Source organism: Curtobacterium phyllosphaerae, assembly GCF_049341865.1.
In the GTDB taxonomy this organism is placed as follows: domain Bacteria; phylum Actinomycetota; class Actinomycetes; order Actinomycetales; family Microbacteriaceae; genus Curtobacterium; species Curtobacterium phyllosphaerae.
Window position 1 is genome coordinate 97,609 of sequence record NZ_JBMPIU010000007.1, and the last position, 23,432, is coordinate 121,040.

A 23,432-nucleotide genomic window follows, 5' to 3' on the forward strand; every position below is an offset into this window, starting at 1 on the left:
CCCCGCCCGGCGCGGCCGGTGCCCGCGAGCGGCCTGTCTCGGCGGGCTCCGGGAGACGATGGACCAGAATGGGCGGGTGAGCGCTGAGCCGGGACGCCGTGTCGTGACCCGGCGGTACGTCTCCGCCTGGATCGGGTTCTCCGCCGGCGGCCGGTTCTCGCAGGCGCTCGCCACCGTCATCGTCCTCTTCGCGTTCGCGGCCCCGACCGTGCGCGTGCTCGTCGGGACCGCCGGGGTGTGGGCGATCCTCGGCGCGCTCGTGGTGCTCGCCGGACTGAGCCTCCTCGGCCAGCGCTACCGGATCGAGTGGCACGGGGTCCTGCCGCTCAGCCTGCTCGGGCTCGTCGGGTACATGGCGCTGAGCGTGCTGTGGAGCCAGTACTCGTGGGCGTCGCTCCGCGGGTTCACCGGGACGGTCTGCTTCATCGCGCTCGGGCTCTACCTGGCGCTCGGTCGCGACCTCGTGCAGCTCGTCCGGGCCTCCGGTGACGCGTTCCGGATCATCATCGTCGCCTCGCTCGGCCTCGAGATCCTGTCCGGCCTCGTCATCGACGTGCCGATCACGAGCCTCGGCATCCAGGGGAACATCGCGTACGGCGGCCCGATCCAGGGTGTCGGCGGGACCCGCAACTTCATGGGGTTCGTCGCCGGGATGGCGCTCGTGACCTTCGTCCTCGAGGCCCTGACCCGGAGCGTCACCCGGTGGCGGGCGATCGGGTCCGTGTCGATCGCCCTCATCACGCTCATGCTCGTCCAGTCGCCGATCACGAGCATCGCGATGGTCGGGCTCGTGATCGCGGCCCTCGCGATCGTCGTGCTCCGTCGGACGGCACCCGAGCGTCGACCGAGGATCAACGCCGTGCTCGGCACCGTGGTCGGTGGCGGTCTCGTGGTGGCGTTCGTGTTCCGCGGGCGGCTGCTCTCGACGATCGGTGCCGCCGGGGGCACGGAGAGCCGGATCGACCTCTGGCAGCGGATCCGGCTCCTGACCGAGGCGTACCCGATCCAGGGATGGGGCTGGGTCGGGACCTGGCCGACCGACGTGTTCCCGTTCGACACCCTGTTGACCGACGGCGGACGCCCCTACACGTCCGGGCTCAACGCCGTGGTCGACGCCTGTCTGCAGCTCGGACTCGCCGGGACCATCATCCTCGTCGCGACCGCCGGGCTCGCGTTCGCGCGGGCCTGGGTGACCGCGACGACGTTCCCGGGCGTCGCGTACGTCTGGCCGGCCGTCGTGCTGGTGCTCATCGGGATCACGAGCGCCGCGGAGAGCTACCTGCTGCACGGCGCGGGGCTCATGATGTTCGTCGCGGTGCTCGTCATCGCCGCCCGGCGCCGCTCGTGGCGGTCCCGGCTGCGGCACAGTTAGGGGAATCGTCGGTCCCCGACGACGTCGGCGCAGGCGAGACGCACGCCCCACCGGGTGGGCGCACCCTCGATGAGGACCCGTGCCGTCGGCGGCTCCGACGCGCAGGTCCGTTCGGCGGTCCGCACCGACCCGTGCCAGTCCGGACCGTCGGAACGGGCCGTGTACGCGGGATGGTAGGCCGACGCGAGCACCCCGGCGAGTGCGACGAGCGAGACACCGCCGACCACCCGCGCGACCACGCGTGCCGCCGTCGCCGACCGACGCCGGGCAGACCGCCCGCCGGCGCGATCCGGGCCGCGGAGCAGCCGGTCGGCCGCGACGACGACGAGGGCCACGAGGAACATCGACGGCACGAGTGCGTACCGGACGAACCCGAAGGTCCCGAGCACCCCCCATCCGTCGGCGCCGAACGCGACGAGCTCGTTCGGGTTCACCGCGAGGTCGACGAACCAGATCACGACCGCTCCGGACGCGAGCGTGACGGCGAGGAGCGACCGCGCACCCCACCGCGCGGCGACGGTCACCGCGAGTGCCACCACGAACGGCGCGAACGCGACCGCGAGGAGTCCGGTGCCGTGCGCCTCGAGCAGCCGAGCGGCCCGGCGGCCCTCGTGCACCCAGACGCTCAGCGACGGCTCCGCGAAGAACCCGCGGACCGCGTCGTCGAGCACGAACGACGGCGCGTCCGACCGCACCCGCGGACTCGAGAGGAACGTCGCGAACTGCACGGCGAGCCCGACGAGGGCGACGATGCCGACCGGCCATGCACGTCGCCGTCGGACCACGACCAGCAGCAGGGGCAGGAACACGACGGTCTGGATCTCGGTCATCGTGACGAACGCCATGAGCACGGCCTGCAGGACGGCCCGGGTCCGGGTCGCCGGGCGGTGCAGCAGGAGGAAGGGCGCGAGCCAGAGCGCGAACCAGTGCAGGTTCGCGAAGTTGCCGAGCGCCTCGGTCGCGACGATCGGCAGCAGCACCGGGACGAGCGACACGGCGATGCGGGCCGTCCTCGTCCGCAGCATCCCCCCGGAGAACGCGAACGTCGCGGCCGCCGTCACCCCGACGGCGGCGAGGGCCAGGAGGGTCACGGTCGTCGCGTACCGGTCGATCGGCGCGACGGCCACCGCGACGTCGGTCAGGACGCGCGGCACGAGGTGCTGGTACCCGTCGTACGGATGCAGCAGTGTCGCCCACGGCCCGAGCACGACCCGCTCCTGCAGGAACAGGCGCGAGTCCTCGGCCCAGAGGGTGTCCCGGGTGATCGCCGGCAGTCGGAACCAGCCGAGGACCGTCGCCGCGACGCCGACGGCGAGCGCGATCGCGATCCCGGCGACGGGCACCCGCCGGACGGTCGGCCGCGCGCCGCCGGCAGGGGTCCCGCCCATGTGCGCCGGGATGCCCGGACTGGAGGCCCTGGTGCGGTCCGTCAGGGACGGTGCCCGAGCCTCCTGGCCGGCCGCAGCGTGCTCAGCCGCGTCGGTCACCGACGTGCGGCGCCGCCGCGACGTCCGCTGCGGCACGGCCGGCGGACTGCTGGTCGGCGGCGCGAGCGACGTCCTGTTCGTCGGCGCGCTCGACGATCTGCGCGTAGGACGAGTCGCCGATCTCGGTCGGGGCGTCCCAGGCGAGTCGGACGCCCGGGCTGTTCGGGGCCGCGTAGGTGAGGTACGCCAGGCGGCTCGTCTCGCGCCGGGACCGGGTGATCCCGTCGAGCACGAAGCCGACGAGCCAGGTGAAGAACGCGATCACCATGAGGAGCCCGGCGAGGATCGCCGTCGGGAACCGCGGGACCAGCCCGGTCTCGCTGAACTCGACGAACAGCGGGATCGCCAGGATGACGGCCACGAGCGCGAACACGCCCCCGAGGATGCCGTGGAACAGGAGGGGTCGCTCGTAGCGGATCAGGTGGGCGATGAGCGACAGGATCTTCAGGCCGTCCTTGACGGTGGACAGCTTCGACTCGCTGCCTTCCGGCCGGTCGCGGAACCCGACGGGGACCTCGGTCTGCGGGATCCGGAGGTTCATGGAGTGGATCGTCAACTCGGTCTCGATCTCGAACTCCTTGCTGAGCGCCGGGAACGACTTGACGAAGCGCCGCGAGAAGATCCGGTAGCCGCTCAGCATGTCGGACACCGGCAGTCCGAAGATCCGGCCGACGATGGTGTTGAAGGCGCGGTTGCCGGCTTCGTGGCCCGGGCGGTACGCGGTGGCCTCCGGGTCGTCCTGCCGGACGCCGAGGATGTGGTCGTACGGGCCTTCGAGCAGGGTCCGGATCATCTCCGGCGCGGCGCTCGCGTCGTACGTGTCGTCGCCGTCGATGAGCAGGTAGACGTCCGCGTCGATGTCCCCGAACGCACGCCGGATGACGTTGCCCTTGCCCTTGGTGCGCTCGTAGCGGACCGTCGCTCCCGCCGCGCGGGCGAGCTCGTCGGTGCCGTCGGTGCTGTTGTTGTCGTACACGAACACGTGGATGCCGGGCACGGCCTCGAGGAGGTCCGTGACGACCTTGCCGACGGCCGCCGCCTCGTTGTAGCAGGGCACGATGGCGGCTATGACGAGATCGTCGTCGGTCACGATAGGGTCCTTCAGGTCGGGGCGCAGAACAGCGGGCGGCTCCGATCCGCCCGCGACAACGGTAGCAGGGGCGTAATTCCCGGCAGGCCCGCCCCCGGAAGGAACCGATCGTGTCGAGCGCAGCGCCCGCGGGTGCCAGGGCCTGGGTCGTCGGGCACCTCCGACGCGGCGGCAGCTTCCTGGTCGTCGGTGGCGTCGGGTTCCTCGTCGACGCCGCGATCTACAACGCCCTCGCCTTCTGGGGCGGGCACGGTCCCCTCTTCGCGGTGCCGCTCGTCGCCAAGGTCATCGCGATCGCCGGTGCGAGCGTCGTCACCTACGTCGGGAGCCGGCTCTGGACCTACCGCGACCGGGCTGCCGAGCCCCGACGCGGTGCGTTCTGGATCTTCGCGCTCCTCAACGTGGTCGCGATCCTCCTGCAGCTCGCCTGCCTCGGGTTCTCCCGGTACGTGCTCGGGCTGCACTCGCCGATCTCGGACAACGTCTCCGGGACCCTCGTCGGACAGGTCTTCGCGACCGTGTTCCGGTACTGGGCGTACGGCCGCTGGGTGTTCCCCGACGAGGGTCAGCGGACCCGGTAGATCGTGATGTCGCTCGCGCCCTGGCGGGCGTCGTCGACCTCTGTCAGGCACGAGCTGTCGACGGGCGACTCGGACAGGACGTAGTCGACGTTCCGCTGCGCGAACCGGCTGCAGGCGTCGAACGTGACCTGGATCTGGTCGCGGTAGGGGTTCGAGACGACCGGCGCACCCGGGCCGACCACCCAGCCGACGTTCGCGAGACGGTTCCACTCGTTCTCGTAGACGCCCTTCGGGTCGATCTCGTGCCACATCCTCCGCGGCGGGTACGTCTGCACGCCGTTGTAGGCGGTGACCCCGGACTCGACCAGGAGCGGGGTGGCGTACCGGGTGCCGATGCCGACCCAGTGCGCGTCCGGGTGCTTCGCCTCGATCGCGGCGATGTCCTTGCCGGCGCTGGTGTCGTTGAGGTCGTAGACGCCCCGGTAGACGGGGTTCACCTGGAGCCCGACGACGACCGCGGCGGCGAGGAGGAGCACCGCGCCGGACGTCGCCCACCGCCGGAGCACGAGCAGGACGCCGACCGCGAGCAGCACCGTGACGGGCTTCCACGCCCGTGACACGTCGATCACGTCCGAGTGCCCGGTCCGGAGCATCACGTACACGAGCGCGACGGAGCCGACGACGAGTGCCGGTCCCCAGAGCGCGACCGACCACGGTGCCCTCGTCCGCTCGGCGTCGAGGCGCCGCACCACGACCGCCAGCGCGATGGGGGCGAGCACGTCGAACACCAGCCGCATGCGCGCGTCCGTGGTCCGGTCGAGGAGCAGCAGGTGCGCGAGACGGTCCCAGTGCGGGACCTGGAGGAACGCGGTGACGAGGGCGAGCGTCACGAGCACCCCGAGTGCCGGCCAGTCCACCCGACGACGACGAGCGGCGAGGACGAGGCACCAGACGAGCCCCGGGACGAGGAACACCGCCGTGAGGATCGGCACGGCGGCCTCGGACTGGTTCACCGCGAGCCCGGCCGCCGATCCGTCCTGCGACGCGCGCATGAACGGTCCGGCGAGCAGCGCGATCGAGAGGTCGAAGGACACCGGCCCGGTCGCCTGGAGCCGCTGACCCGGGTACACCGTCCCGAGCACGGCCTGGATCGTCGCGGCGCGGGTCACGATCCACACGCCCACGACCACCACGGCACCGACCACGGCGACGATGAGCGGGAGGACGGCACGGACCGTGCGGAGCGTCGCGGCTCCGGCGCGGACGCCGCCGTCGAGGACCAGTCCGCGGCCGTGCGCGACGAGGAACGCGGCGCCGACGACAACGACGGCGACCGCGGCCGGCACCATGAACGGCACGTAGATGCTCATCACCATGGTCACCGTGAGGTACCCGGCGACGGCGGACATCACCCACCGCGCCCAGGTCGTCCCGGACCGGAGACACCAGATGATCGCCGTCAACGCGGCGAAGGCCCACGCGACCGGCCAGATCGTCGTCGGCAGGAACCACCACTGGACGAGCGGCGAGAGCGCGACCGCCAGCCCCGCCGCGGCGGCGAGGACGGGCCGACGCGGCAGGAGTGTCACGACGAAGGCGTGGATGGCGATGACGAGGGCGATGACCGGCAGCCACCACCGCACAGCCATGCCCTGGTCGAGCGGCAGGAACAGGAAGCCCAGCACGTGCGGGCGGAACGCGCTCGACCAGTCCCAGGAGGGCAGGTCGTTCTGGATCGTCGCGTCCATGCCGCCGGGCAGGGTGTGGTTGAGGACCGGGAAGCCCTGCTCGACCTGCGACACGATCCAGCTCGACTGTACGAGCCACTCGTCGGTCCGGATCTCCCGAGGCTGACCGGCCAGCAGGTGCGCGTCGTGGCCGGTCCCGAACTCGGTCCAGTAGGCGCCCGTCGAGCTGCCCGAGATGCCGAGGGCGACCAGCACGACGCCGAGCAGCACCAGGAGCACCGGGAACCAGAGGAGGACGAGGAGGTTCGGCAACCCGGACGGGCGTGGGGCGGTGAGGCGGGTCCACCTGCGGGTGACCTCGTCGAACATCGGCGGGAGCGATCGGCGGGGCGCTGTCGTCGTCACGGTGGCGGGAGGTCCTTCAGGTCTGCGTTCGGGTCGCGTGCGTGCGTGCACACGCCAGGGACACCCTAGGCGACCGCGACTCAGGGGACCGTGACGGCGCGGCACGCGAGGACGGGGTTGTCGCCGCCGGTCGTGTCGATCGCGTAGACGCAGACGGAGTGCGTCCCGGCGGACGCTCGGACCGTTCCGGAGAACCCGTGATCGGGCCCGGACGCGGGGTGGGCGCGACCGACGTCGGTGCGGGTCTGGTCGGCGGTGAGCCGGTCCCCGCGCCCGTCGACGTACACGTCCGCGAACGTCGGGCCCGTGGTGTCGGGGTCGATCACCCACCCACGGACGGCGATCCCCCCGGCGACCCCGGTCATGGCATCGAGCGAGCCGAACGGCGGGTCGTTCGTGACGGTGACCGTGTCGCAGCGGAGCGTCGTGTTCGCCGCGGTCGCACTGATCGCGTACACGCACACCGAGTGCGGCCCCTTGGCGAGCGTCCAGGAACCGCTGAACCCGTGCGCGGCCCCCCACCCCGGGTAGGCACGCCCCACGTCGGTGCGGGACCGGTCCGCGGTGAGCCGGTGGCCGCGGCCGTCGATGTAGACGTCGGCGAAGGTCGGACCGGTCGCACTGCCGTCGACCGCCCACCCGCTGACCGTGAACGTCGTGCCGCTCGCGGTCATCGTGTCGACCGACCCGAAGGCGTCACGGGTGGGGACGCCGACGGTCCGGCAGGCGCCGAGCGGTGTGTCGGTGCCGTACTGGCCGACGTTGACCGCGGTGAGGCAGACGGTGTGGTTGCCGGGCTGCGCCGGGAGGACGAGGTCGAACCCGTGCTGCGCGCCGCTCCCGGGGAACGCCGCGGCGACGTCGGTGCGGGCGGTGTCCGCGACGACGGTGCTCGGGGTGCCGTCGACGACGGCCCGGACGTTGATCGGGTCCGTCGTCTCGGCGTCGAGCGCCCACCCGCGCACACGGACGCCGCCGGGTGCCGCCTGCACCTGGTCGAGCGAGCCCGCCGGCGAACCGGCGCGGACCGTCACGGCGCGGCACCCGAGCTGCGTGTTCCGGGAGGTGTCGACGCCGATGGCGTAGACGCAGACCGTGTGGGCGCCCGCCGACGCGGCCACCGTCGCGGCGAACCCGTGCGCCGACCCACGGCCCGGGTAGGCGTTCCCGACGTCCGTCCGCGTCCCGTCCGCCGTGAGACGCGTGCCCCGACCGTCGACGTACACGTCGACGAACGTCGAGTCGTTGCGGGTCGCGTCCATCGCCCAGCCACGGACCGCGACGCCGTCGAACCCGGCGGTGACGTCGTCGAGGCTGCCGATCGGGTTCGCGGCGCCCGTCGGGTCGCCGAACCAGTCGGAGTACATCCGCCAGAAGTTGCGGTTGCCGTACGCGGAGCAGGAGTCGCCGGTGCCGTAGAGGTTGGCGAGTGCGGCCGCGTTCGGTGTGTAGGGCGTGTAGTAGTACAGCGCGGCGGTCGCCTTGTTCGCGACGGTCACCGTCTTGGTGCCGCAGGAGGTCGGGACGTTGTACTGGACCTGCCGCGTGCCCGGGTTGAACCACGTGAAGTAGTTGCTCGTGCCCGCCGGGTTGCCGTAGCGCTTCCACTGCCAGGCGGACCAGTAGATCTGGTTGCCGACGCCCGCGTACGCCGGATCACACCCGTTCCCGGTGTCCGGACACGCGTACCCCATGGCCTTCTGGAGCGTCGCCGCGGACGGGTTCGTCGCGGTGACGAGCCCCTGCTCCTTCTGCAGCGTCACGAGGACGACCTTCGGACTGATGCCGCACGCGGTGGCGACCTGGGTGATGATCTGCGCGGTGGAGAGGCTCGCACCGCCGGCCACGGGGGCGCACATCGCGTCGGCACCCCGGGCGTTCATCGAGAACCGGCCGTTGCCGAGGCACGAGCTCGACCGGCACGTGCCGCCCTGCGCCACCAGGAAGGACTGGACCGCGTCGGTCGACATCGACCCGCCGTCGTAGAAGGCCGCGTCCGAGATGATGTTCCCCGCGTCGAACGAGGACCCGCTGAGCGCGTGTGCGGCATCCGGTCCGGACGGCTGTGCGAGCGACATGCCGACCAGGACGGACGCGACCGCCGACGCGGCGGCGATCATTGCCAGGAGCTTCTTCACGGGTGCGGTCCTCGATCGGTGGATCACGTGCGGGCACAGTGGTCTCCCGAGATTACTCGAGTCCCTCTCGTCACACAGGCCCCTCGACGGCCCCCGATCGGGAGGCACGCGCAGATCGGACGGCACGCGCCGACCTAGCGTCGCGCCAGCAGCCCCTCGACGCGCCGCCGGTCCGTCGCGCGGAAGCCGTCCGCGCGACGGGCGCGACGTGCGTGCCGGACGATGCCGCGGGCCTCCCGGGCGAACCGCCGCCACTGGGACGGCGCGAGCTGCGCGCGCGACGGTCGGGCGACGTCGAGGACCCACCGGAGCACGGTGCGGACCGTGACGAGCGCGACCAGTCGGGCGGAGCCGTCGCGGACGACCACCGCGAACCGGTTGCGGAGGCTCTGGTAGCGCACCAGGGGCGAGTCACTGCCGGAGCTCCCCCCGTGCCGGTGGACCACGACCGCGTGCGGCGCGTGCCCGACGTCGTACCCCGCGAGCCGGAACCGCCAGGCGAGGTCGACGTCCTCGTAGTACATGAACAGGGAGTCGTCGAACCCGCCGACGGCGTCCAGCGCGCTCCGACGGATGAACGCGGCGCCCCCGGAGAAGCCGAAGAGCACCGTCGTCTCGCGGGTCCCCTCGATCGGGGTCAGCCAGTCGCGGTCGCGGCCGTTGCCGTCGACGGTGAGCACGACCCCGGTGCCGTTCACGAGCGTGACGCCCGGGCTCGTCCGGCGCCAGCGGGTGCCGTCGGCCGCGACGAGGTCGTCGCCGTCGGGCGATCCCGTGGCGGGGGCGAACGTCCCCGCGAGCACGGCGGTGCCCGCGACGGCCGCGGTCCCGGGCCCCGCGGCCGACAGCGTGGCGAGCCCGGCCTCCACGAAGCCGTTGTCCGCGACGGCGTCGTTGTTCAGCAGGACGACCACCTCCCCGGTCGACGCCGCGATCCCCCGGCTCACGCCCCCGGCGAACCCGGCGTTCGTCGCGACCGGCACGACGACCGCGCGCGGGTACGCCGCCCGGAACCGTTCGACGTCGGCGTCGGCGGCCTCGTTCACCACCAGGACGAGCTCGACGTCGTGCTCGGTCCGCTGCGCGAGCACCGACTCCACGGCGCGCACGGTGAGGTCGGCGCGCTTCCAATCGACGACGATGACCGAGGCGAGCATCCCGACATCATCGCATCGGCGACCGCGGCCCGCCGACGGCATCCCGGGGCCCCGCAGCGGGCCTGGCTACACTGTCCTCGGCCCGCGCGCCACCGACCATCGCCGAACGCTGCAGGAGATCTCGTCTTGACCGTCACCACCCCGGGCACAGTTTCCGTCGTCATCATCAACTTCCGCGGAACCGACGACACCCTCGAGTGCGTCGCGCGCCTCAACGAGGTCGACTGGCCGACGAAGCAGCTCGAGATCGTCGTGGTCGAGAACGGCTCCGGCGACGACAGCGAGACCCGCCTCCGCGCCGCCCTCGGCGAGCAGGCGAACGTCACGCTCGTCGTCTCCGACGAGAACCTCGGGTTCACCGGCGGTTCGAACCTCGGAGCGGAGCGGGCCACCGGCGACTACGTCGCGTTCCTCAACAACGACGCCAAGCCCGGCAAGGACTGGATCCGCGAGGGCATCGCCGCGTTCGGGGCGAGCCCGCGGATCGGCGCGGTCGCGAGCAAGGTCCTCGACTGGGACGGCAAGGCGATCGACTTCGTCGAGGCCGGCCTCAGCTGGTTCGGCATGGGCTACAAGAACCACACGACCGAGCAGGACGACGGCCGGTTCGACGTCCAGAAGGACATCCTCTTCGGCACCGGGTCGGCGCTGTTCGTGCGTCGTGCCCTGTTCCTCGACATCGGCGGGTTCGACGAGGACCTGTTCATGTTCTACGACGACGTCGACCTCGGCTGGCGCCTGAACCTCTACGGATACCGCGTCCGGTTCGCCCCGGACTCGATCGTCTACCACAAGCACCACGGCTCGATGAAGTCGTTCGGCGAGTACCGCGAGATGTACCTGCTCGAGCGGAACGCCCTGCACCTGCTCTACAAGAACCTCGACGACGCCAGCCTCGGCACGCTCCTGCCGGCCGCCCTCGCCCTGCTGGCCCGCCGCGCCGTGGCGAAGGGCTCGCTCGACTCCGAGTCGTTCGACATCCGTCGGTTCACCGGCGCCGACGACGAGTTCGAGGAGACCGTCCCGATCCACAAGGACACGGTCGCGGGCCTGTACGCGATCGACCAGTTCGTCGCCGACCTCCCGAAGCTCCGGGAGCAGCGGAACGAGATCCAGTCCCGCCGCGTGAAGACCGACAAGGAGGTCTTCCGGCTCTTCGGGAACATCTTCCACCCGCTCTTCGGTAACGACTACTACCTCGAGGGCTTCGCCGCCATCCAGGACGCCTTCGCGGTGAACCGGCCGATGATGCGCAAGCGGATCCTGATCATCACCGGCGACGCGCTCGGCGAGAAGATGGCCGGCCCGGGCATGCGCGCCTGGAAGATCGCGGAGGCGCTCAGCGAGCACAGCGACGTCCGCCTCGTCACCTGGAACGTGGCGAACCGCGCCTCCGACCAGTTCGAGGTGCACCGCGTCCGGCTGCAGGACGAGCGCGCGATGAAGGTCCACGAGGAGTGGGCGGACGTCATCTTCTTCCAGGGCTTCGCGCTCCGTCACTTCCTGACGCTCCAGGCGTCGAACAAGATCATGGTCGTCGACCTCTACGACCCGATGCACCTCGAGCAGCTCGAGCAGGGGCGCGAGATGGGCGACGCCGCGTGGCGGAACCAGGTCCTCGTCACCACCGAGGTCGTCAACGAGCAGCTCCAGCGCGGCGACTACTTCCTCTGCGCCTCGGAGCGGCAGCGCTTGTTCTGGATCGGGCAGCTCGCCGCCGTCGGACGCGTCAACCCGGACACCTACGCGCAGGACGAGAACCTCAAGTCGCTCATCGACATCGCGCCGTTCGGCATGGACTCCACCCCGCCGGCGCACACCCGCAAGGCGATCCGTGGCGTGACCCCCGGGATCGGCGACGACGACAAGGTGATCATCTGGGGCGGTGGCATCTACAACTGGTTCGACACCCCGACCCTCGTCGAGGCGATCGGCAAGGTCGCTGAGAAGCACGACGACGTGCGGCTGTTCTTCCTCGGTGTCGCGCACCCGAACCCGGACGTGCCCGAGATGGCGATCGTGTCGAAGACCCGCGAGATCAGCGAGCGGCTCGGCCTGACGAACAAGCACGTGTTCTTCAACGAGCAGTGGGTGGCGCTCGACGACCGGCAGAACTACCTGCTCGAGGCGGACGCCGGCGTCTCCACGCACTTCGCGCACGTCGAGACGACGTTCTCGTTCCGCACGCGCATCCTCGACTACATGTGGGCGAACCTGCCGATCGTCACGACCGGCGGCGACAGCTTCGGCGACCTCGTGGCGGCCGAGGGCATGGGCGTCGCGGTCCCCGAGCGCGACGTCGACGCCCTCGCCGACGCCATCGAGAAGATGCTGTACGACGACGACGCGATCGCGGCGGCCCGCGAGCAGGTCGCACGCGTCCGGGAGGACTTCACCTGGGAGAAGGCCCTCGCGCCGCTCATCGCGTTCGCGCACTCCCCCTACCCGGCGCCGGACCGCGCCAACGAGGCCGCCGAGCGCGAGCGGACCGGCGGCGGCGTCCTCGTCCCGCAGATCGGCAAGTCCCGCGAGCAGCGGTTCCACGAGGTCGCCAACTCCAGGCACGGCATCCGGCGGGACATCAAGCTCGCACAGCACTACCTCACGGACGGCGGGGTGGGTGAACTCGCCGGCAAGGTCCGGAACCGGGTCGCCACGATGCGCGCGAGCAAGAACGGCGTGTGACGGATCCGCGGGGGCACGCCCCGGACCACGGTCCCGGAGCGGCTCCTCCGATCCGGAGCGAGGTATAGTTTCCTGTTCGTCCGACGAGTGAGGTAAGCACTGATGACAATCGTCTCCGAGAGGTTCGAACGGCTCCGCGACGAGCCGATGGTCCCGGCCGGTCGACCCGCCGGTGGCACGGTCGGTTCGATCCGTGAGATCTTCGGCCAGCGTCAGCTGCTCGACCTGCTCATCCGCCGTGACCTCAAGTCGCGCTACAAGGACAGCGTCCTCGGGTTCGCGTGGACCCTCATCCGTCCGCTCGTGCAGCTCGGCATCTACTGGCTGATCCTCGGGCAGATCCTCGGGTCCGCCCGGGCCATCCCCGGCTTCGCGATCTACGTGTTCTCCGGCCTCGCGCTGTACGGCCTGTTCAGCGAGATCGTGTCCGGAGCGACCGGCTCCGTCGTCGCGAACGCCGGGCTCCTGAAGAAGGTCTACCTGCCGCGGGAGATCTACCCGCTGTCGGCCGTCGGCGGCGCGCTGTTCAACTTCGCGATCCAGCTCGTGATCCTCGTCCTCGCGACCCTCGTGCTCGGGGTGTTCCCCGCGAACCCCGGCATCCTGTTCTTCATCCCGGCGACCCTCCTCATCCTGATCTGGGCCACGGCGATCGGGCTGCTCTTCTCGGCACTCAACGTGTACCTCCGCGACATGGCGTACCTCGTCGAGGTCCTCATGATGCTGTTCATGTGGGCGTCGCCGATCGTGTACTCGTGGCAGATGGTGCACGACAAGGCGCTGCTGCACGGGCTCGGCTGGGTGTTGGGCCTCTACGAGAACAACCCGGTCACGTTGGCGATCCTCGGGTTCCACCGGGCCTTCTGGACCCAGGGCGGCCCGGAGCAGTACCCGGACCACCTGCTCATGCGCATGGCGATGGCCGGCCTCGTCGGACTCGTCGCGCTGTTCTTCTGCCAGCGCGTCTTCGCCCGGCTCCAGGGCAACTTCGCGCAGGAAATCTGAGCAGGACGAGCGGGCAGGAAAGGCCATGACCATGTCGATCGACAACGACATCTCCGTCCCGACGGACACCGACGAGGTCGAGTTCCACGACGCTCCGACCGTGGTGAGCATCCAGGGCGTCTCGAAGCGCTTCGTGATCCGCAAGGACAACTCGCTGAAGGAGCGGATCGTCACGCTCGGCCGCACCGGTCGTCGCCACAGCGAGGACTTCTGGGCGCTCCGCGACGTCGACCTCGAGATCAAGGCCGGGACGACCATCGGGCTCCTCGGCCCGAACGGCTCCGGCAAGTCGACGCTCCTCAAGGTGATCGGCGGCATCCTCGAGCCGACCACCGGCTCGGTGACCCGACGCGGACGCCTCGCGGCACTCATCGAGCTCGGCGCCGGCATGCACCCGGACCTCACCGGCCGCGAGAACGTCTACCTGAACGCGGCCATCAACGGCCTCACCCAGGAGGAGGCGGAGGAGAAGTTCGACGACATCCTGGCGTTCTCCGGCATCGGCGACTTCATCGACACCCAGGTGAAGTTCTACAGCTCGGGCATGTACGTCCGACTGGCGTTCTCCGTCGCCATCCAGACGGACCCCGACGTCCTCCTCGTCGACGAGGTCCTCGCCGTCGGCGACGAGCAGTTCCAGAAGAAGTGCCTCGACAAGATCCGCGAGTTCCAGCAGCAGGGACGCACGATCGTCCTCGTCAGCCACTCGCTCGGGCAGGTCCAGGAGCTGTGCGACCAGGCGGTCGTGCTCCACCACGGCGAGGTCAAGTTCCAGGGTTCGGCCCGTCACGCGGTGAAGAACTTCCGCGAGATCCTCGAGGGTCGGCGCATCGCCGAGGCCGAGGCCGCGAACCCGGACGAGGACGCCACGCCCGGCAAGGTCGAGTCCGTGCGGATCACGTCACCGGGTCGCGCACCCGGCGAGGAGCTCCAGGCGGGTGACGACCTCGTCATCCAGATGACCTTCTCGCACACCACCCCGCTCGAGGAGTGGCACTCCGGGTTCAAGATCGAGAACACCCACGGGCACTTCGTGTACGGCACCGACAGCCGCAAGATCGGCGTCACGCACGAGCCCCTGCACGGCACCGCGACGGTCGAGTACCGCCTCGAGGACCTGCAGTTCGGCGGCGGCTCGTACTTCATCCACTGCTTCCTCGCGAAGAAGTCCGGCGAGCACATCGCGATCCTCCGCGAAGCGGCACGCTTCGTGATGGCGGACGACGACCGGCACTCCGGCATGGCCCGCGTCACCACCTCCGCGCGCGAGATCTCCGCCTGACGGTGCCGTCGCTGCCCGTCCTCGTCGACGCGACGAGCATCCCGCCGAACCGCGGGGGTGTCGCCCGGTACATCGCCGGCCTCCTCCGCGGGTTGGCGGAGCTCGACACGTCGGTCAGCGTCGTCGTGAAGCGCGAGGACCTGGCGTGGCTCCGCGGCGAGGCCCCCGGGCACCGGTACCACCCCGCACCTGCCGCGGTCTCGATCCGACCGGTCCGGCTGCTGTGGGAGCAACTCGTGCTCCCCCTGGTCGTCCTGCGCACCCGGTCGCGCGTCCTGCACTCCCCGCACTACACGTTCCCCATCGTGAGCGCCCGGCGCACGGTGGTGACCCTGCACGATGCGACGTTCTTCAGCGACCCGGCGGCGCACGGTCGTCTCAAGCGGACCTTCTTCCGGCGATGGAGCACCCTCGCCCGGACCCGGAGCGCGGCGACCGTCACCCCGAGCGCGGCGACCGCGTCCGAGATCGACCGCTTCGTCGGCACCACGCCCGTCCCGAACGTCGTGGCGCACCTCGGTGTCGACGCGGCCGTGTTCCACCGGCCGACCCCGGCCGACCTGCAGGCCTTCCGGAGCGCGCACCGGATCGACCCGTCGACGGGGTGGATCGCGTTCCTCGGCACGGTCGAACCGCGCAAGCAGGTCGGTTCCCTCATCACGGCGCACGAACGGCTGTCGGCGCACGCCGCGACGGGGACGGCCGCCGCCGGGACGCAGCCGGGCGTCCCGCCCCTCCTCGTCGCCGGCGGGCTCGGGTGGGACCGGGAGGCCCGCGGACGGCTCGAGCGCGCCGGGGACCGACCGGGATCCCCCGTCCGGTACCTCGGGTACCTGCCCGTCGACGAGCTGCGGAGTCTGCTCGGCGGGGCGGACGTCGTGGCGTACCCGAGCATCGGCGAGGGCTTCGGGCTCCCGGTGCTCGAGGCGATGGCCTGCGGCGCCGCCGTGCTCACCACCGACCGGCTCGCGATCCCCGAGGTCGGCGGCGACGCCGTGGCCTACGTCGAGCCCACCGCGACGGGGATCGAAGCGGGTCTCCGGGACCTGCTCGACGACACCGACCGGCGGGACGCCCTCGGCTCCGCCGCCGAGTCCCGCGCCCGGACGTTCGACTGGGCGGCGTGCGCCCGCGTGCACGTCGAGGTGTTCACCCGATGACCGCCAGACCCGCACGCGTCGGCATCGTGACCGTCAGCTACAACTCGGGCCGCTACCTCACCGACTTCCTCGCCTCGACCACCGAGGCGTCGACGGCGGCGACCCCGGTGATCGTCGCGGACAACCGCTCCGAGGACCCGGTGTCGCTCCGGGCGGCGACCGAGGCGTCCGGAGCGACCTTCCTCGAGCTCGGCACGAACGCGGGATACGGCTCGGCGACGAACCGCGCCGTCGCCGCACTCCCCGACGGTGTCGAGTGGGTGCTCGTGTCGAACCCCGACGTCGTCCTGGGGGACGGCGCCGTCGACACGATGCTCGCGACCGCCACCGCGTCCGACGACATCGGCGCCGTCGGCCCGGCGATCGTCGAACCGGACGGCTCGGTGTACCCGTCGGCGCGCCGCATCCCGTCGCTCCGGAACGGCCTCGGGCACGCCCTCTTCGCGAACGTCTGGGCGTCGAACCCGTGGACGCAGGCGTACCACAGCGACCGCGACGGGTCGGGGACCCGCGACACGGGGTGGCTCTCCGGCGCGTGCCTGCTCGTCCGGCTCGACGCGTTCCGGGCCCTCGGCGGGTTCGACGAGCGCTACTTCATGTACTTCGAGGACGTCGACCTCGGCTACCGACTGGGGCGGGCCGGGTACCGCAACGTGTACGAACCCGCCGCGCAGGTCATGCACGTCGGTGCGCACTCCACGCGCGGCGAGTCCGATACGATGCGGCGAGCCCACCACGCGAGCGCCTACCGGTTCCTGGCGTCGAAGTACTCGGGCTGGTACCTCTGGCCACTCCGCGTCGCACTCCGTGTGGCACTCGGCGTCCGCGCGAGGATGCACGGCCGCACGCTGTGACCGTCACGGACCGTGACCGGTCGCACTCCCACCCCGAACCCAGGACGACCACACCATGAAACTCGCCGTCACGCTCATGGTCCGCGACGAAGCGGACATCATCCAGCAGTGGCTGGACTACCACGTCGCGCAGGGCGTCGACCTCCTCGTCATCACCGACAACGGATCCGAGGACGGCACCCGCGAGGTCCTCGAGGCGTTCGCCGCCTCCGGTCGGGTCGAGGTCGACCTCCGGCACGACCCGGTGCACCGCAAGCAGCAGAGCACCACCGTCACCCGGATGGCGCGCGAGGCCTTCACGCAGCACGGCGCCGACTGGGTCGTCAACGCCGACGCCGACGAGTTCCTGATGCCGAAGGACCGTTCGCTCTCGCTGCACGACGTCTTCACGCGACTGGACCCGGACGTGAACGCGTTCGTCGTCCCCGTCGTCAACATGGTCGGCCGGATGGCGAAGCGGGGTGCCGGCATCGACCGGCTCGTGTGGCGGGACGAGCGGTCCCCCGAGGAACTCCGCGCCGTCGGCCTGCTCGCGCAACCGTCCGGGAACGCGATCCACGTCGGGAACGCCGAGGTCTCGGTCGTGCAGGGCAACCACCTCGTGACGATGCCGAACCACCGTGCTCCGGACGAGGCCCTCGCGCTCGAGGTGCTGCACCTGCCGTGGCGGTCGTGGGCGCAGTACGAGCACCGCGTCGAGATCGCCGGCCGGGCCTACGCGTCGAACCCTGATCTGGTGCCGAGTCCGAACCACCACGGCATGCGCGACTACCGCCGTCTCGGCCAGGGGATCCTGCCGGCGTACTACGCGCTCCGCCACATCAGCGACGCCGACGCCGAGCACGGCGGGTTCCGGCGCGACGAGTCCCTCGTGGACTACTTCGCGTCGATCGGGAAGCCGGTCGGCTCCTACGGGGGCGACACCGTGATGCCACGAGCCGAGGCCGCGCGACTCACCGCGATCGGCCGGGCGTTGAGCGCGCGGGACGTCCTCGTCGAGGACACCGCAGCCGAGCTCGCCGCCGCGACCGAGAACGTCCGGCTGATGTCGAACACCGTCCAGCACCTGAACGCCTCCGTCCAGCACCAGCAGGAGCGCATCGCGGCGCTCGAGGCGCTCGCGAACGCCCGGGAGCGCGAGTTGACGCTGATGCGCGCCCGCCGCGTCGTCCGCGTGGCCGACCGCGCAGGCGACCTCGCCCGACGGGTCCGCACGCGCCTCCAGGGCAGCTGAGCGCCGGTCGATGGTCGCACGGAGCCGCCGGGAGCAGGTCCGGACCGTCGTCGCACGCGCTCGACTCGAGCCAGTGTACGACCGCGGGATCGCCGCGGTCCGCGCGGTTCGTGCCCGTCAGCGGGACCGCGCCTGGGTCCGGGTGCTCGACGGCGTCCTGCACGACGGTGTGACGGTGTCCACGCCGGGCACCTGGGCGCGGGACGACCGCGACTCGGTCCCCCTCGTGATGTGCCTCTGGAACCGGCCGGAACGGATCGAGCACGTCCTCGGGATGCTCGCCGACCTCGACCCCGCGCAGCCGGTGCGGCTGCTGCTGTGGAACAACCACGCCGCGGACGCGGCGTTCTACGAGGAGGCGGTGCGGGACGCCGCGCGCGGCTCGCTCGTCGGTGTCGACCTGGTGCAGAGCCCCCGGAACATCGGTGGGCTCGCCCGGTTCGTCGCGATGCGCCTGCTCCGGAACGGCGGGTACCGCGGACCGGTCGCGATGCTCGACGACGACCAGGACGTCACCCCGTCGTTCCTCGTCGACCTGCTCCGCGACTGGCGACCCCGGTCGGTCGTCGCGTGGTGGGGGTTCAGCCTGCACGGCTCGTACTGGCGACGGGCGGAGATCGCACCCGGGACCGAGCCGGACCACGCCGGGACCGGTGGCACGGTCGTCGACGTCGACCTCGTGGCCGACGACCGGTTCTTCGCCCGGCTGCCGTTCCGGTTCGCGTTCCTCGAGGACCAGTGGATGACGTTCTTCGCGAAGCACCTCGGTTGGCGGGTGGTGAAGGGGAACACCCGCATAGACCTCGTCCTCGAGGAGAAGAACCAGTACCACGGGCTCCGTCCGGTGAAGGACGTCTTCCACAGCTGGCAGCAGTCGCCGGACGGGAGGCGCGCCCTCCGCGGGCGCGTCCGTCGCCCCCGGTGGGACGCCGGCCGGATCACCCCGACCCGCTGATCCGGTGCCGCGTGCGGCACACGGACCAGCGGTCGGGGACCGGTGGTCGATCGGTCAGCGGCTGCAGAGCCCGAGCGACCCGACGGTGCTGCTGAGCGCGTTCGGTCCGCCGATCAGCGTGACGCCCGGGTTCCCGAGCGCGTCGAGCTGGGTCGCCGTGCCGCCGGGCACGCACTCCGGCCGGACGGTCAGGAGCGGAGCATGCTGCGCCGCGGCGAGCGCCGACCCGGCGAGCGCGTCGGGGAACGCGGTGCCGGTGGCGACGTAGGCCTTCTTCGCACCCGACGGGAACGCCTGGGCGGCGATGCGTGCGGACGTGTCGAAGCGGTCCGCGCCGGCGATCCTGGTGACGTCGGAACCGACGGCGGAGCGGACGCCGGACTCGATGCCCGCGGAGACCGCGTTGGTGCCGCCGACGATGGTCGCCGAGCGGACGCCGAGGTGGCCGAGGAACGCGGTCGTCGCCGGGTCGAGTGTCGACGACCCACCGTTCACGAGGACCACCGGCTGCGCCTCGGATCCCGCGGCTGCCGAGGCGGAGAGCGCGTCCGGGAAGTTCGTGGCCGTGGCGATCCACGCGCCGGTCGCCGACCCGAAGGCGTAGTCCGCGAGCTTGCGACTCGTGTCGAAGCGGTCGTCGCCGTTGATCCGGGTGACCGTCGCACCCGGCGCGGCAGCCTGGAGCTGACCGGCGACGGCAGCGGACACGGCGTTGAGACCGCCGACGATGACGACCGTCTTCGGCGCGAGTGCGGAGACCTCGGCGGCGATGCTCGCCGGCAGGGTCCCGGGGTCCGTGAGGAGCAACGGCCCGCCGAGCGCCGCGGCTGCCGGTCCGGCGCCGAGCGCGTCGGGGTAGTTGGCCCCGGTGGCGACGAACACGACCGGAGCGGTCGTCGGGTACGCCTGCTGGGCGAGGGCGACGCTCGTGGCGTAGCGGTCGGCGCCGAACACACGGCCGACGTCCGTTGTGCTCGTGGTGCCGACCGAGCCGTCCTGCTCGCCGAACCACATGCCGCCCTTCGTCGCCGCGAAGTCGTAGACGTCGGTGCCGGTGACCCAGGTGCTGGCCGTCCCGTCGAGGGCGACATGGGTCACGAAGTCGTCGGTGTCACCCGTGGACTGGTCGAGCCAGAGGGATCCGTCCTGGGCCGCGGTGAGGACGCTCGGGAAGGTGGTGTCGGAGTTCGGGAGCGGGTAGCGCGTCGCCGTGCCGGACGTGGAGACGGCGATGATGTCGCTCGTCCCGTCCTCGCGCACCTCGGTGAACCAGAGGCGCCCGTCGCCGGCGACCGCGCCGCCCGTGACGGACGTGCCCGCACCGAAGCCCGCGAACGTCGTGCGGGTGCCGTCCGTCGCGACGCGGACGAGACCGCCGTCGGCGAGCGGGACCCAGAGGCCGCCGTCCGGGCCGGCGAGGACCAGGCCCTGCGAGGTCGCTCCAGCACCGAGCGGGTACTCCGACACGGTGCCGTCGAGCGCGAACCGGCCGATGAACCCCTGGTCTGCCGGCACGAACCAGAGTGCGCCGTCGGAGCCGGCGACGAGCCCTTGTTCGCCGAACACACCGGTGTTCGCGTCACCCGTGACCGGGTACTTGAAGGTCGTCACCACCCCCGCGTTCGTCACCCGCGTGATCTGCGGACGGGAGTCGTCCGCGAACCACATCGTCCCGTCACGTCCGGCAGCGATCGACTCCGCCGTGGCACCGGTCGGGAAGCTCGTGGACGTGCCGTCGGCGGCGATCCGGACGGCGGTGGAGTGCCCCCAGTCCGAGGACCAGAGTGCGCCGTCCGACCCGGGGACGAGTCCGACGAGCGTGGTGTCGGACCCGGTGAAGGTCGAGATGGTGCGGTCGGCGTTGACCCGGCCGATCGCACCGCCCCACGTGATGAACCAGGGCAGACCGTCGGAGCCGGTCGCCATGTCGCTGATCCCCTCGTCGTTGTCACCGCCCGCGGCGAACGGCGAGGGGATCTCGTGGACGTGGGTGGTGGGCGCGGGTGCGACCACGTCGGCGTGGGCGGCGGCCGGCAGGGCGAGCCCGGTCGCCACGGTGGCGACCGCGGCGGCGAGGGCGAGGGTTCGAGAGCGCATCAAGGTTTTCCGTGTCGTCTGGTGCGGTGCGGGGACGGCTCCGAGTCCGTCCCGGCGCGCCGGACAGCACCCCGGGGACAACTCTGCCCGCCCCACCCCGGCCGCTGCGTTCCTCCGCCGCGGCTGGGATGATCCTATGTGGACGCTCAGGCCCGTCGGGGAACCTGTTCGTCCTCACAGCACCCCATTCCGGGGGTCGGGGCCCTCGAACCCGGGACGGGACCCGCTGCCCGCGGTGACGATCAGCCGCAGGGCACGAGACGAGCGTCGTCGTCCGAGAGCGCCGCAGGTCCGCCCACGAGCAGGAGGTCCTGCGCGCCGAGCGACGCGGCGCTGAGCAGGGTCGGGCCCGGCATGCACTCTGGTCGCGCGAGCAGCAACGGGACGTGACGGCGGGCCGCGAGGGCGATCGACGAGAGCGCGTCGGGGAACGACGTCCCCGTCGCGACCATGGCGCTCCCGACCCCGTCCGGGTAGGCGGCGGCCGCGACCGCCGACGCGGTCTCGAAGCGGTCCAGACCGCTCGCGTTGCGCACCGTGAACGACGCGGCCAGCGTGTCCTCGGGGACACCGATCACGGCCGAGCCGCCGACGGTGGTCACCGAGCTGATCCCGATCCGCTGCATCGCGCTGATCGTCTCCTGTGGCGCCGGGGTCCCGCCGTCGGCGAGGAAGACCGGCTGGCCCTCCGAGGCGGCAGCGGCACCCGCGGCGAGCGCGTCCGGGAACGTGTTCGACGCCGCGACCCACGCGTGGGTCGCCGAGCCCGCGGGGAACGCGAGCGCGTTCAACCGACGGTTCGTGTCGAACCGGTCAGCACCGGCGAGACGTTCCACGGTGGCGCCTCCCGGTGTCGACGCGGCGACCGTCCGGAGTGCGTCGCGGACGCGATCGGTCACGGCTGCGGTACCGCCGACGACGATGATGCGAGTCGGACGGAGGGACCGGATCTCGTCCGCGACGTCCGGAGGCAGGGTGTCCGTGGCGGTGAGCAGGAGGGGTCCACCGAGTTCCGCCGCGGCCGGTCCGGCCGCGAGTGCGTCCGGGAAGTTCGCTCCGGTGGCGACGAGCACCACGTCGGCGGTCGTCGGGAACGCCGCTCGGGCCAGGGCGACCGAGGTCGCGAACCGATCGGCACCCGCGGTCCGGGAGGTGCTCGCCTGCCCCACCCGTCCGAAGCCGTCCTCGGTCCCGACCCACAACGACCCGGCGGACACCGCGAGCACCCGAGGTCGTTCGCGGAGCGGGAAGGAACGCACCCCGTCCGCTGCGACGCGCTCGACGAGACCGTGGTGTCGAGGATCCTGGTCCGCGACCGCGCCGAACCACACGGCGCCGTCCGGCCCGAGGACCGGCGACGTCGAGGTCTGTCCCGCGGGGACGCCGGTGGCGACGTCGTCCACGACCACGTGCGTCGTCCGATCGACGGTGATGACGTGCACATGTCCGTCGCGCTCCGGCGCGGTGACCGCCACCGTGGCACCGACGATGACCGGCGCGCTCAGGTCGCCGTTCACCGACGACGGGAGGTCGACCCGCTGCACCGTCCCGTCCGCGGTCACGGCGGTGATCGACCGCGTCGACGACGACGTCGCCCACACACCATCCGTCGGATCGGCGACGAGGGCGTCGGGCGCTGTGACCGGGTGCCCGGGCAGGGTCGTCACCGTCATCGGCAGAGAGCCGCTCTCGTACCCGACGACACCGTCGGACCTGCTCGCGAACCACACACGGCCGTCCGCCGCGGCCACGAGCTCGGAGGAGATGCCGGAGACGCCCGGGACGACGGCCTCGGTGCGGGTGTGGTCCATCGCGACGCGCACGATGGTGGAGGTCGCACGACCAGCGACCACGAGCGAGCCGTCCGACGTCGCGACGAGGTGGTCGAGCGGCGCGGAGCCGGTGCGGACGATCGTCGTCCTGGCGTCGGCATCGGTCCGGTCGAGCGCGTGGAGCGGCGGGTCGACCGTCCACACCGCACCGTCTCCGCCCGTCACGAGCTCGCCGTCGACCGGGTCACCCGGGCTCGTGGAGGTTCGGCCGTGCGCGGAGAGCGGCACCACGCCACCCGGGACGAGACCCCACGTCCGTCCGTCCCCGCCGGTCGCGATCGCCGTCGTCGGCTCCGCTGCCCGACCCGTCGCGCTGTCGTCGGCGTCGACGATCTGAGCGACGAACGGCGTGCGCTCCACCGGTGCGCCGCTCGCGACGGACGGCAGGACGAGTGCGGCAGGGGCGAGCGTCAGAGCGACGAGTGCGGAGGTCACGACGCGCGGAGCACGGACCCTCCTGCGGCCGCGCG

General features: G+C 71.7%; 16 protein-coding genes. 9 read left to right on the forward strand and 7 right to left on the reverse strand.

Annotated features, from left to right (window positions below; genetic code table 11):
• The first annotated feature begins 76 nt into the window (after positions 1 to 76).
• Positions 77 to 1,372 carry an O-antigen ligase family protein gene (locus ACO0E0_RS13270; RefSeq protein ID WP_422871910.1) on the forward strand — a complete coding sequence of 432 codons (1,296 nt, stop codon included), beginning with the start codon at positions 77 to 79 and terminating at the stop codon, positions 1,370 to 1,372.
• Here the strand turns inward: ACO0E0_RS13270 and ACO0E0_RS13275 are convergent.
• Together ACO0E0_RS13275 and ACO0E0_RS13280 are read right to left on the reverse strand one after the other, a co-directional pair.
• Entirely contained in the window at positions 1,369 to 2,859 is a 1,491-nt protein-coding gene (locus ACO0E0_RS13275; RefSeq protein ID WP_422871911.1) for a hypothetical protein, read from the reverse strand. The genes ACO0E0_RS13270 and ACO0E0_RS13275 overlap by 4 nt on opposite strands.
• Entirely contained in the window at positions 2,843 to 3,949 is a 1,107-nt protein-coding gene (locus ACO0E0_RS13280) for a glycosyltransferase family 2 protein (RefSeq protein ID WP_422871912.1), read from the reverse strand. Before ACO0E0_RS13280 ends, ACO0E0_RS13275 begins: the two co-directional genes overlap by 17 nt.
• A gap of 110 nt (positions 3,950 to 4,059) precedes the next feature.
• Here ACO0E0_RS13280 and ACO0E0_RS13285 point away from each other — a divergent pair, with 110 nt between their 5' ends.
• Complete coding sequence (locus tag ACO0E0_RS13285; RefSeq protein ID WP_422871913.1) at positions 4,060 to 4,530, forward strand: GtrA family protein; 471 nt, start codon at positions 4,060 to 4,062, stop codon at positions 4,528 to 4,530.
• Here ACO0E0_RS13285 and ACO0E0_RS13290 read toward each other — a convergent pair.
• The 3 genes from ACO0E0_RS13290 to ACO0E0_RS13300 all read right to left on the reverse strand — a co-directional run bounded on the left by ACO0E0_RS13290 (position 4,515) and on the right by ACO0E0_RS13300 (position 9,858).
• Complete coding sequence (locus tag ACO0E0_RS13290) at positions 4,515 to 6,563, reverse strand: DUF7657 domain-containing protein (protein WP_422871914.1); 2,049 nt, start codon at positions 6,561 to 6,563, stop codon at positions 4,515 to 4,517. The genes ACO0E0_RS13285 and ACO0E0_RS13290 overlap by 16 nt on opposite strands.
• Before the next feature lie 80 nt (positions 6,564 to 6,643).
• Positions 6,644 to 8,701, reverse strand: coding sequence for a hypothetical protein (locus ACO0E0_RS13295; RefSeq protein ID WP_422871915.1), 2,058 nt, complete (start codon positions 8,699 to 8,701; stop codon positions 6,644 to 6,646).
• 134 nt (positions 8,702 to 8,835) lie between these two features.
• On the reverse strand, positions 8,836 to 9,858 hold the full coding sequence (locus tag ACO0E0_RS13300) for a glycosyltransferase family 2 protein (RefSeq protein ID WP_422871916.1): 1,023 nt from the start codon (positions 9,856 to 9,858) through the stop codon (positions 8,836 to 8,838).
• A 126-nt stretch (positions 9,859 to 9,984) separates the two neighbouring features.
• Between ACO0E0_RS13300 and ACO0E0_RS13305 the strand changes: the two genes are divergently transcribed.
• From ACO0E0_RS13305 to ACO0E0_RS13335, 7 genes are all read left to right on the forward strand, one after another.
• Positions 9,985 to 12,543, forward strand: a complete 2,559-nt coding sequence (locus ACO0E0_RS13305) for a glycosyltransferase (protein ID WP_422871917.1) — start codon at positions 9,985 to 9,987, stop codon at positions 12,541 to 12,543.
• A 102-nt stretch (positions 12,544 to 12,645) separates the two neighbouring features.
• Positions 12,646 to 13,548, forward strand: a complete 903-nt coding sequence (locus ACO0E0_RS13310) for an ABC transporter permease (protein ID WP_422871918.1) — start codon at positions 12,646 to 12,648, stop codon at positions 13,546 to 13,548.
• A 25-nt stretch (positions 13,549 to 13,573) separates the two neighbouring features.
• Entirely contained in the window at positions 13,574 to 14,830 is a 1,257-nt protein-coding gene (locus ACO0E0_RS13315; protein WP_422871919.1) for an ABC transporter ATP-binding protein, read from the forward strand.
• Positions 14,831 to 14,832: 2 nt separating this feature from the next.
• Positions 14,833 to 15,990 carry a glycosyltransferase family 4 protein gene (locus ACO0E0_RS13320; protein WP_422871920.1) on the forward strand — a complete coding sequence of 386 codons (1,158 nt, stop codon included), beginning with the start codon at positions 14,833 to 14,835 and terminating at the stop codon, positions 15,988 to 15,990.
• Positions 15,987 to 16,844 (forward strand): glycosyltransferase family 2 protein, encoded by an 858-nt coding sequence (locus ACO0E0_RS13325; RefSeq protein ID WP_422871921.1) that lies wholly within the window; start codon positions 15,987 to 15,989, stop codon positions 16,842 to 16,844. Before ACO0E0_RS13320 ends, ACO0E0_RS13325 begins: the two co-directional genes overlap by 4 nt.
• Before the next feature lie 55 nt (positions 16,845 to 16,899).
• Positions 16,900 to 18,078, forward strand: a complete 1,179-nt coding sequence (locus tag ACO0E0_RS13330) for a glycosyltransferase family 2 protein (protein ID WP_422871922.1) — start codon at positions 16,900 to 16,902, stop codon at positions 18,076 to 18,078.
• A 10-nt stretch (positions 18,079 to 18,088) separates the two neighbouring features.
• Positions 18,089 to 19,033, forward strand: coding sequence for a hypothetical protein (locus ACO0E0_RS13335; RefSeq protein WP_422871923.1), 945 nt, complete (start codon positions 18,089 to 18,091; stop codon positions 19,031 to 19,033).
• A gap of 54 nt (positions 19,034 to 19,087) precedes the next feature.
• Here ACO0E0_RS13335 and ACO0E0_RS13340 read toward each other — a convergent pair whose 3' ends face one another.
• Together ACO0E0_RS13340 and ACO0E0_RS13345 are read right to left on the reverse strand one after the other, a co-directional pair.
• Positions 19,088 to 21,130, reverse strand: a complete 2,043-nt coding sequence (locus ACO0E0_RS13340; RefSeq protein WP_422871924.1) for a cell wall-binding repeat-containing protein — start codon at positions 21,128 to 21,130, stop codon at positions 19,088 to 19,090.
• A gap of 242 nt (positions 21,131 to 21,372) precedes the next feature.
• Positions 21,373 to 23,397, reverse strand: a complete 2,025-nt coding sequence (locus ACO0E0_RS13345; RefSeq protein WP_422871925.1) for a cell wall-binding repeat-containing protein — start codon at positions 23,395 to 23,397, stop codon at positions 21,373 to 21,375.
• Positions 23,398 to 23,432: the final 35 nt, after the last annotated feature.

Bases quoted from the DNA above. Each gene is read 5' to 3' on its own strand.
- ACO0E0_RS13325 (WP_422871921.1), top strand. From the start codon at position 15,987: ATGACCGCCAGACCCGCACGCGTCGGCATCGTGACCGTCAGCTACAAC.
- ACO0E0_RS13330 (WP_422871922.1), top strand. From the start codon at position 16,900: ATGAAACTCGCCGTCACGCTCATGGTCCGCGACGAAGCGGACATCATC.
- ACO0E0_RS13315 (WP_422871919.1), top strand. From the start codon at position 13,574: ATGACCATGTCGATCGACAACGACATCTCCGTCCCGACGGACACCGAC.
- ACO0E0_RS13300 (WP_422871916.1), bottom strand. From the start codon at position 9,858: ATGCTCGCCTCGGTCATCGTCGTCGATTGGAAGCGCGCCGACCTCACC.
- ACO0E0_RS13340 (WP_422871924.1), bottom strand. From the start codon at position 21,130: ATGCGCTCTCGAACCCTCGCCCTCGCCGCCGCGGTCGCCACCGTGGCG.
- ACO0E0_RS13335 (WP_422871923.1), top strand. From the start codon at position 18,089: ATGGTCGCACGGAGCCGCCGGGAGCAGGTCCGGACCGTCGTCGCACGC.
- ACO0E0_RS13310 (WP_422871918.1), top strand. From the start codon at position 12,646: ATGACAATCGTCTCCGAGAGGTTCGAACGGCTCCGCGACGAGCCGATG.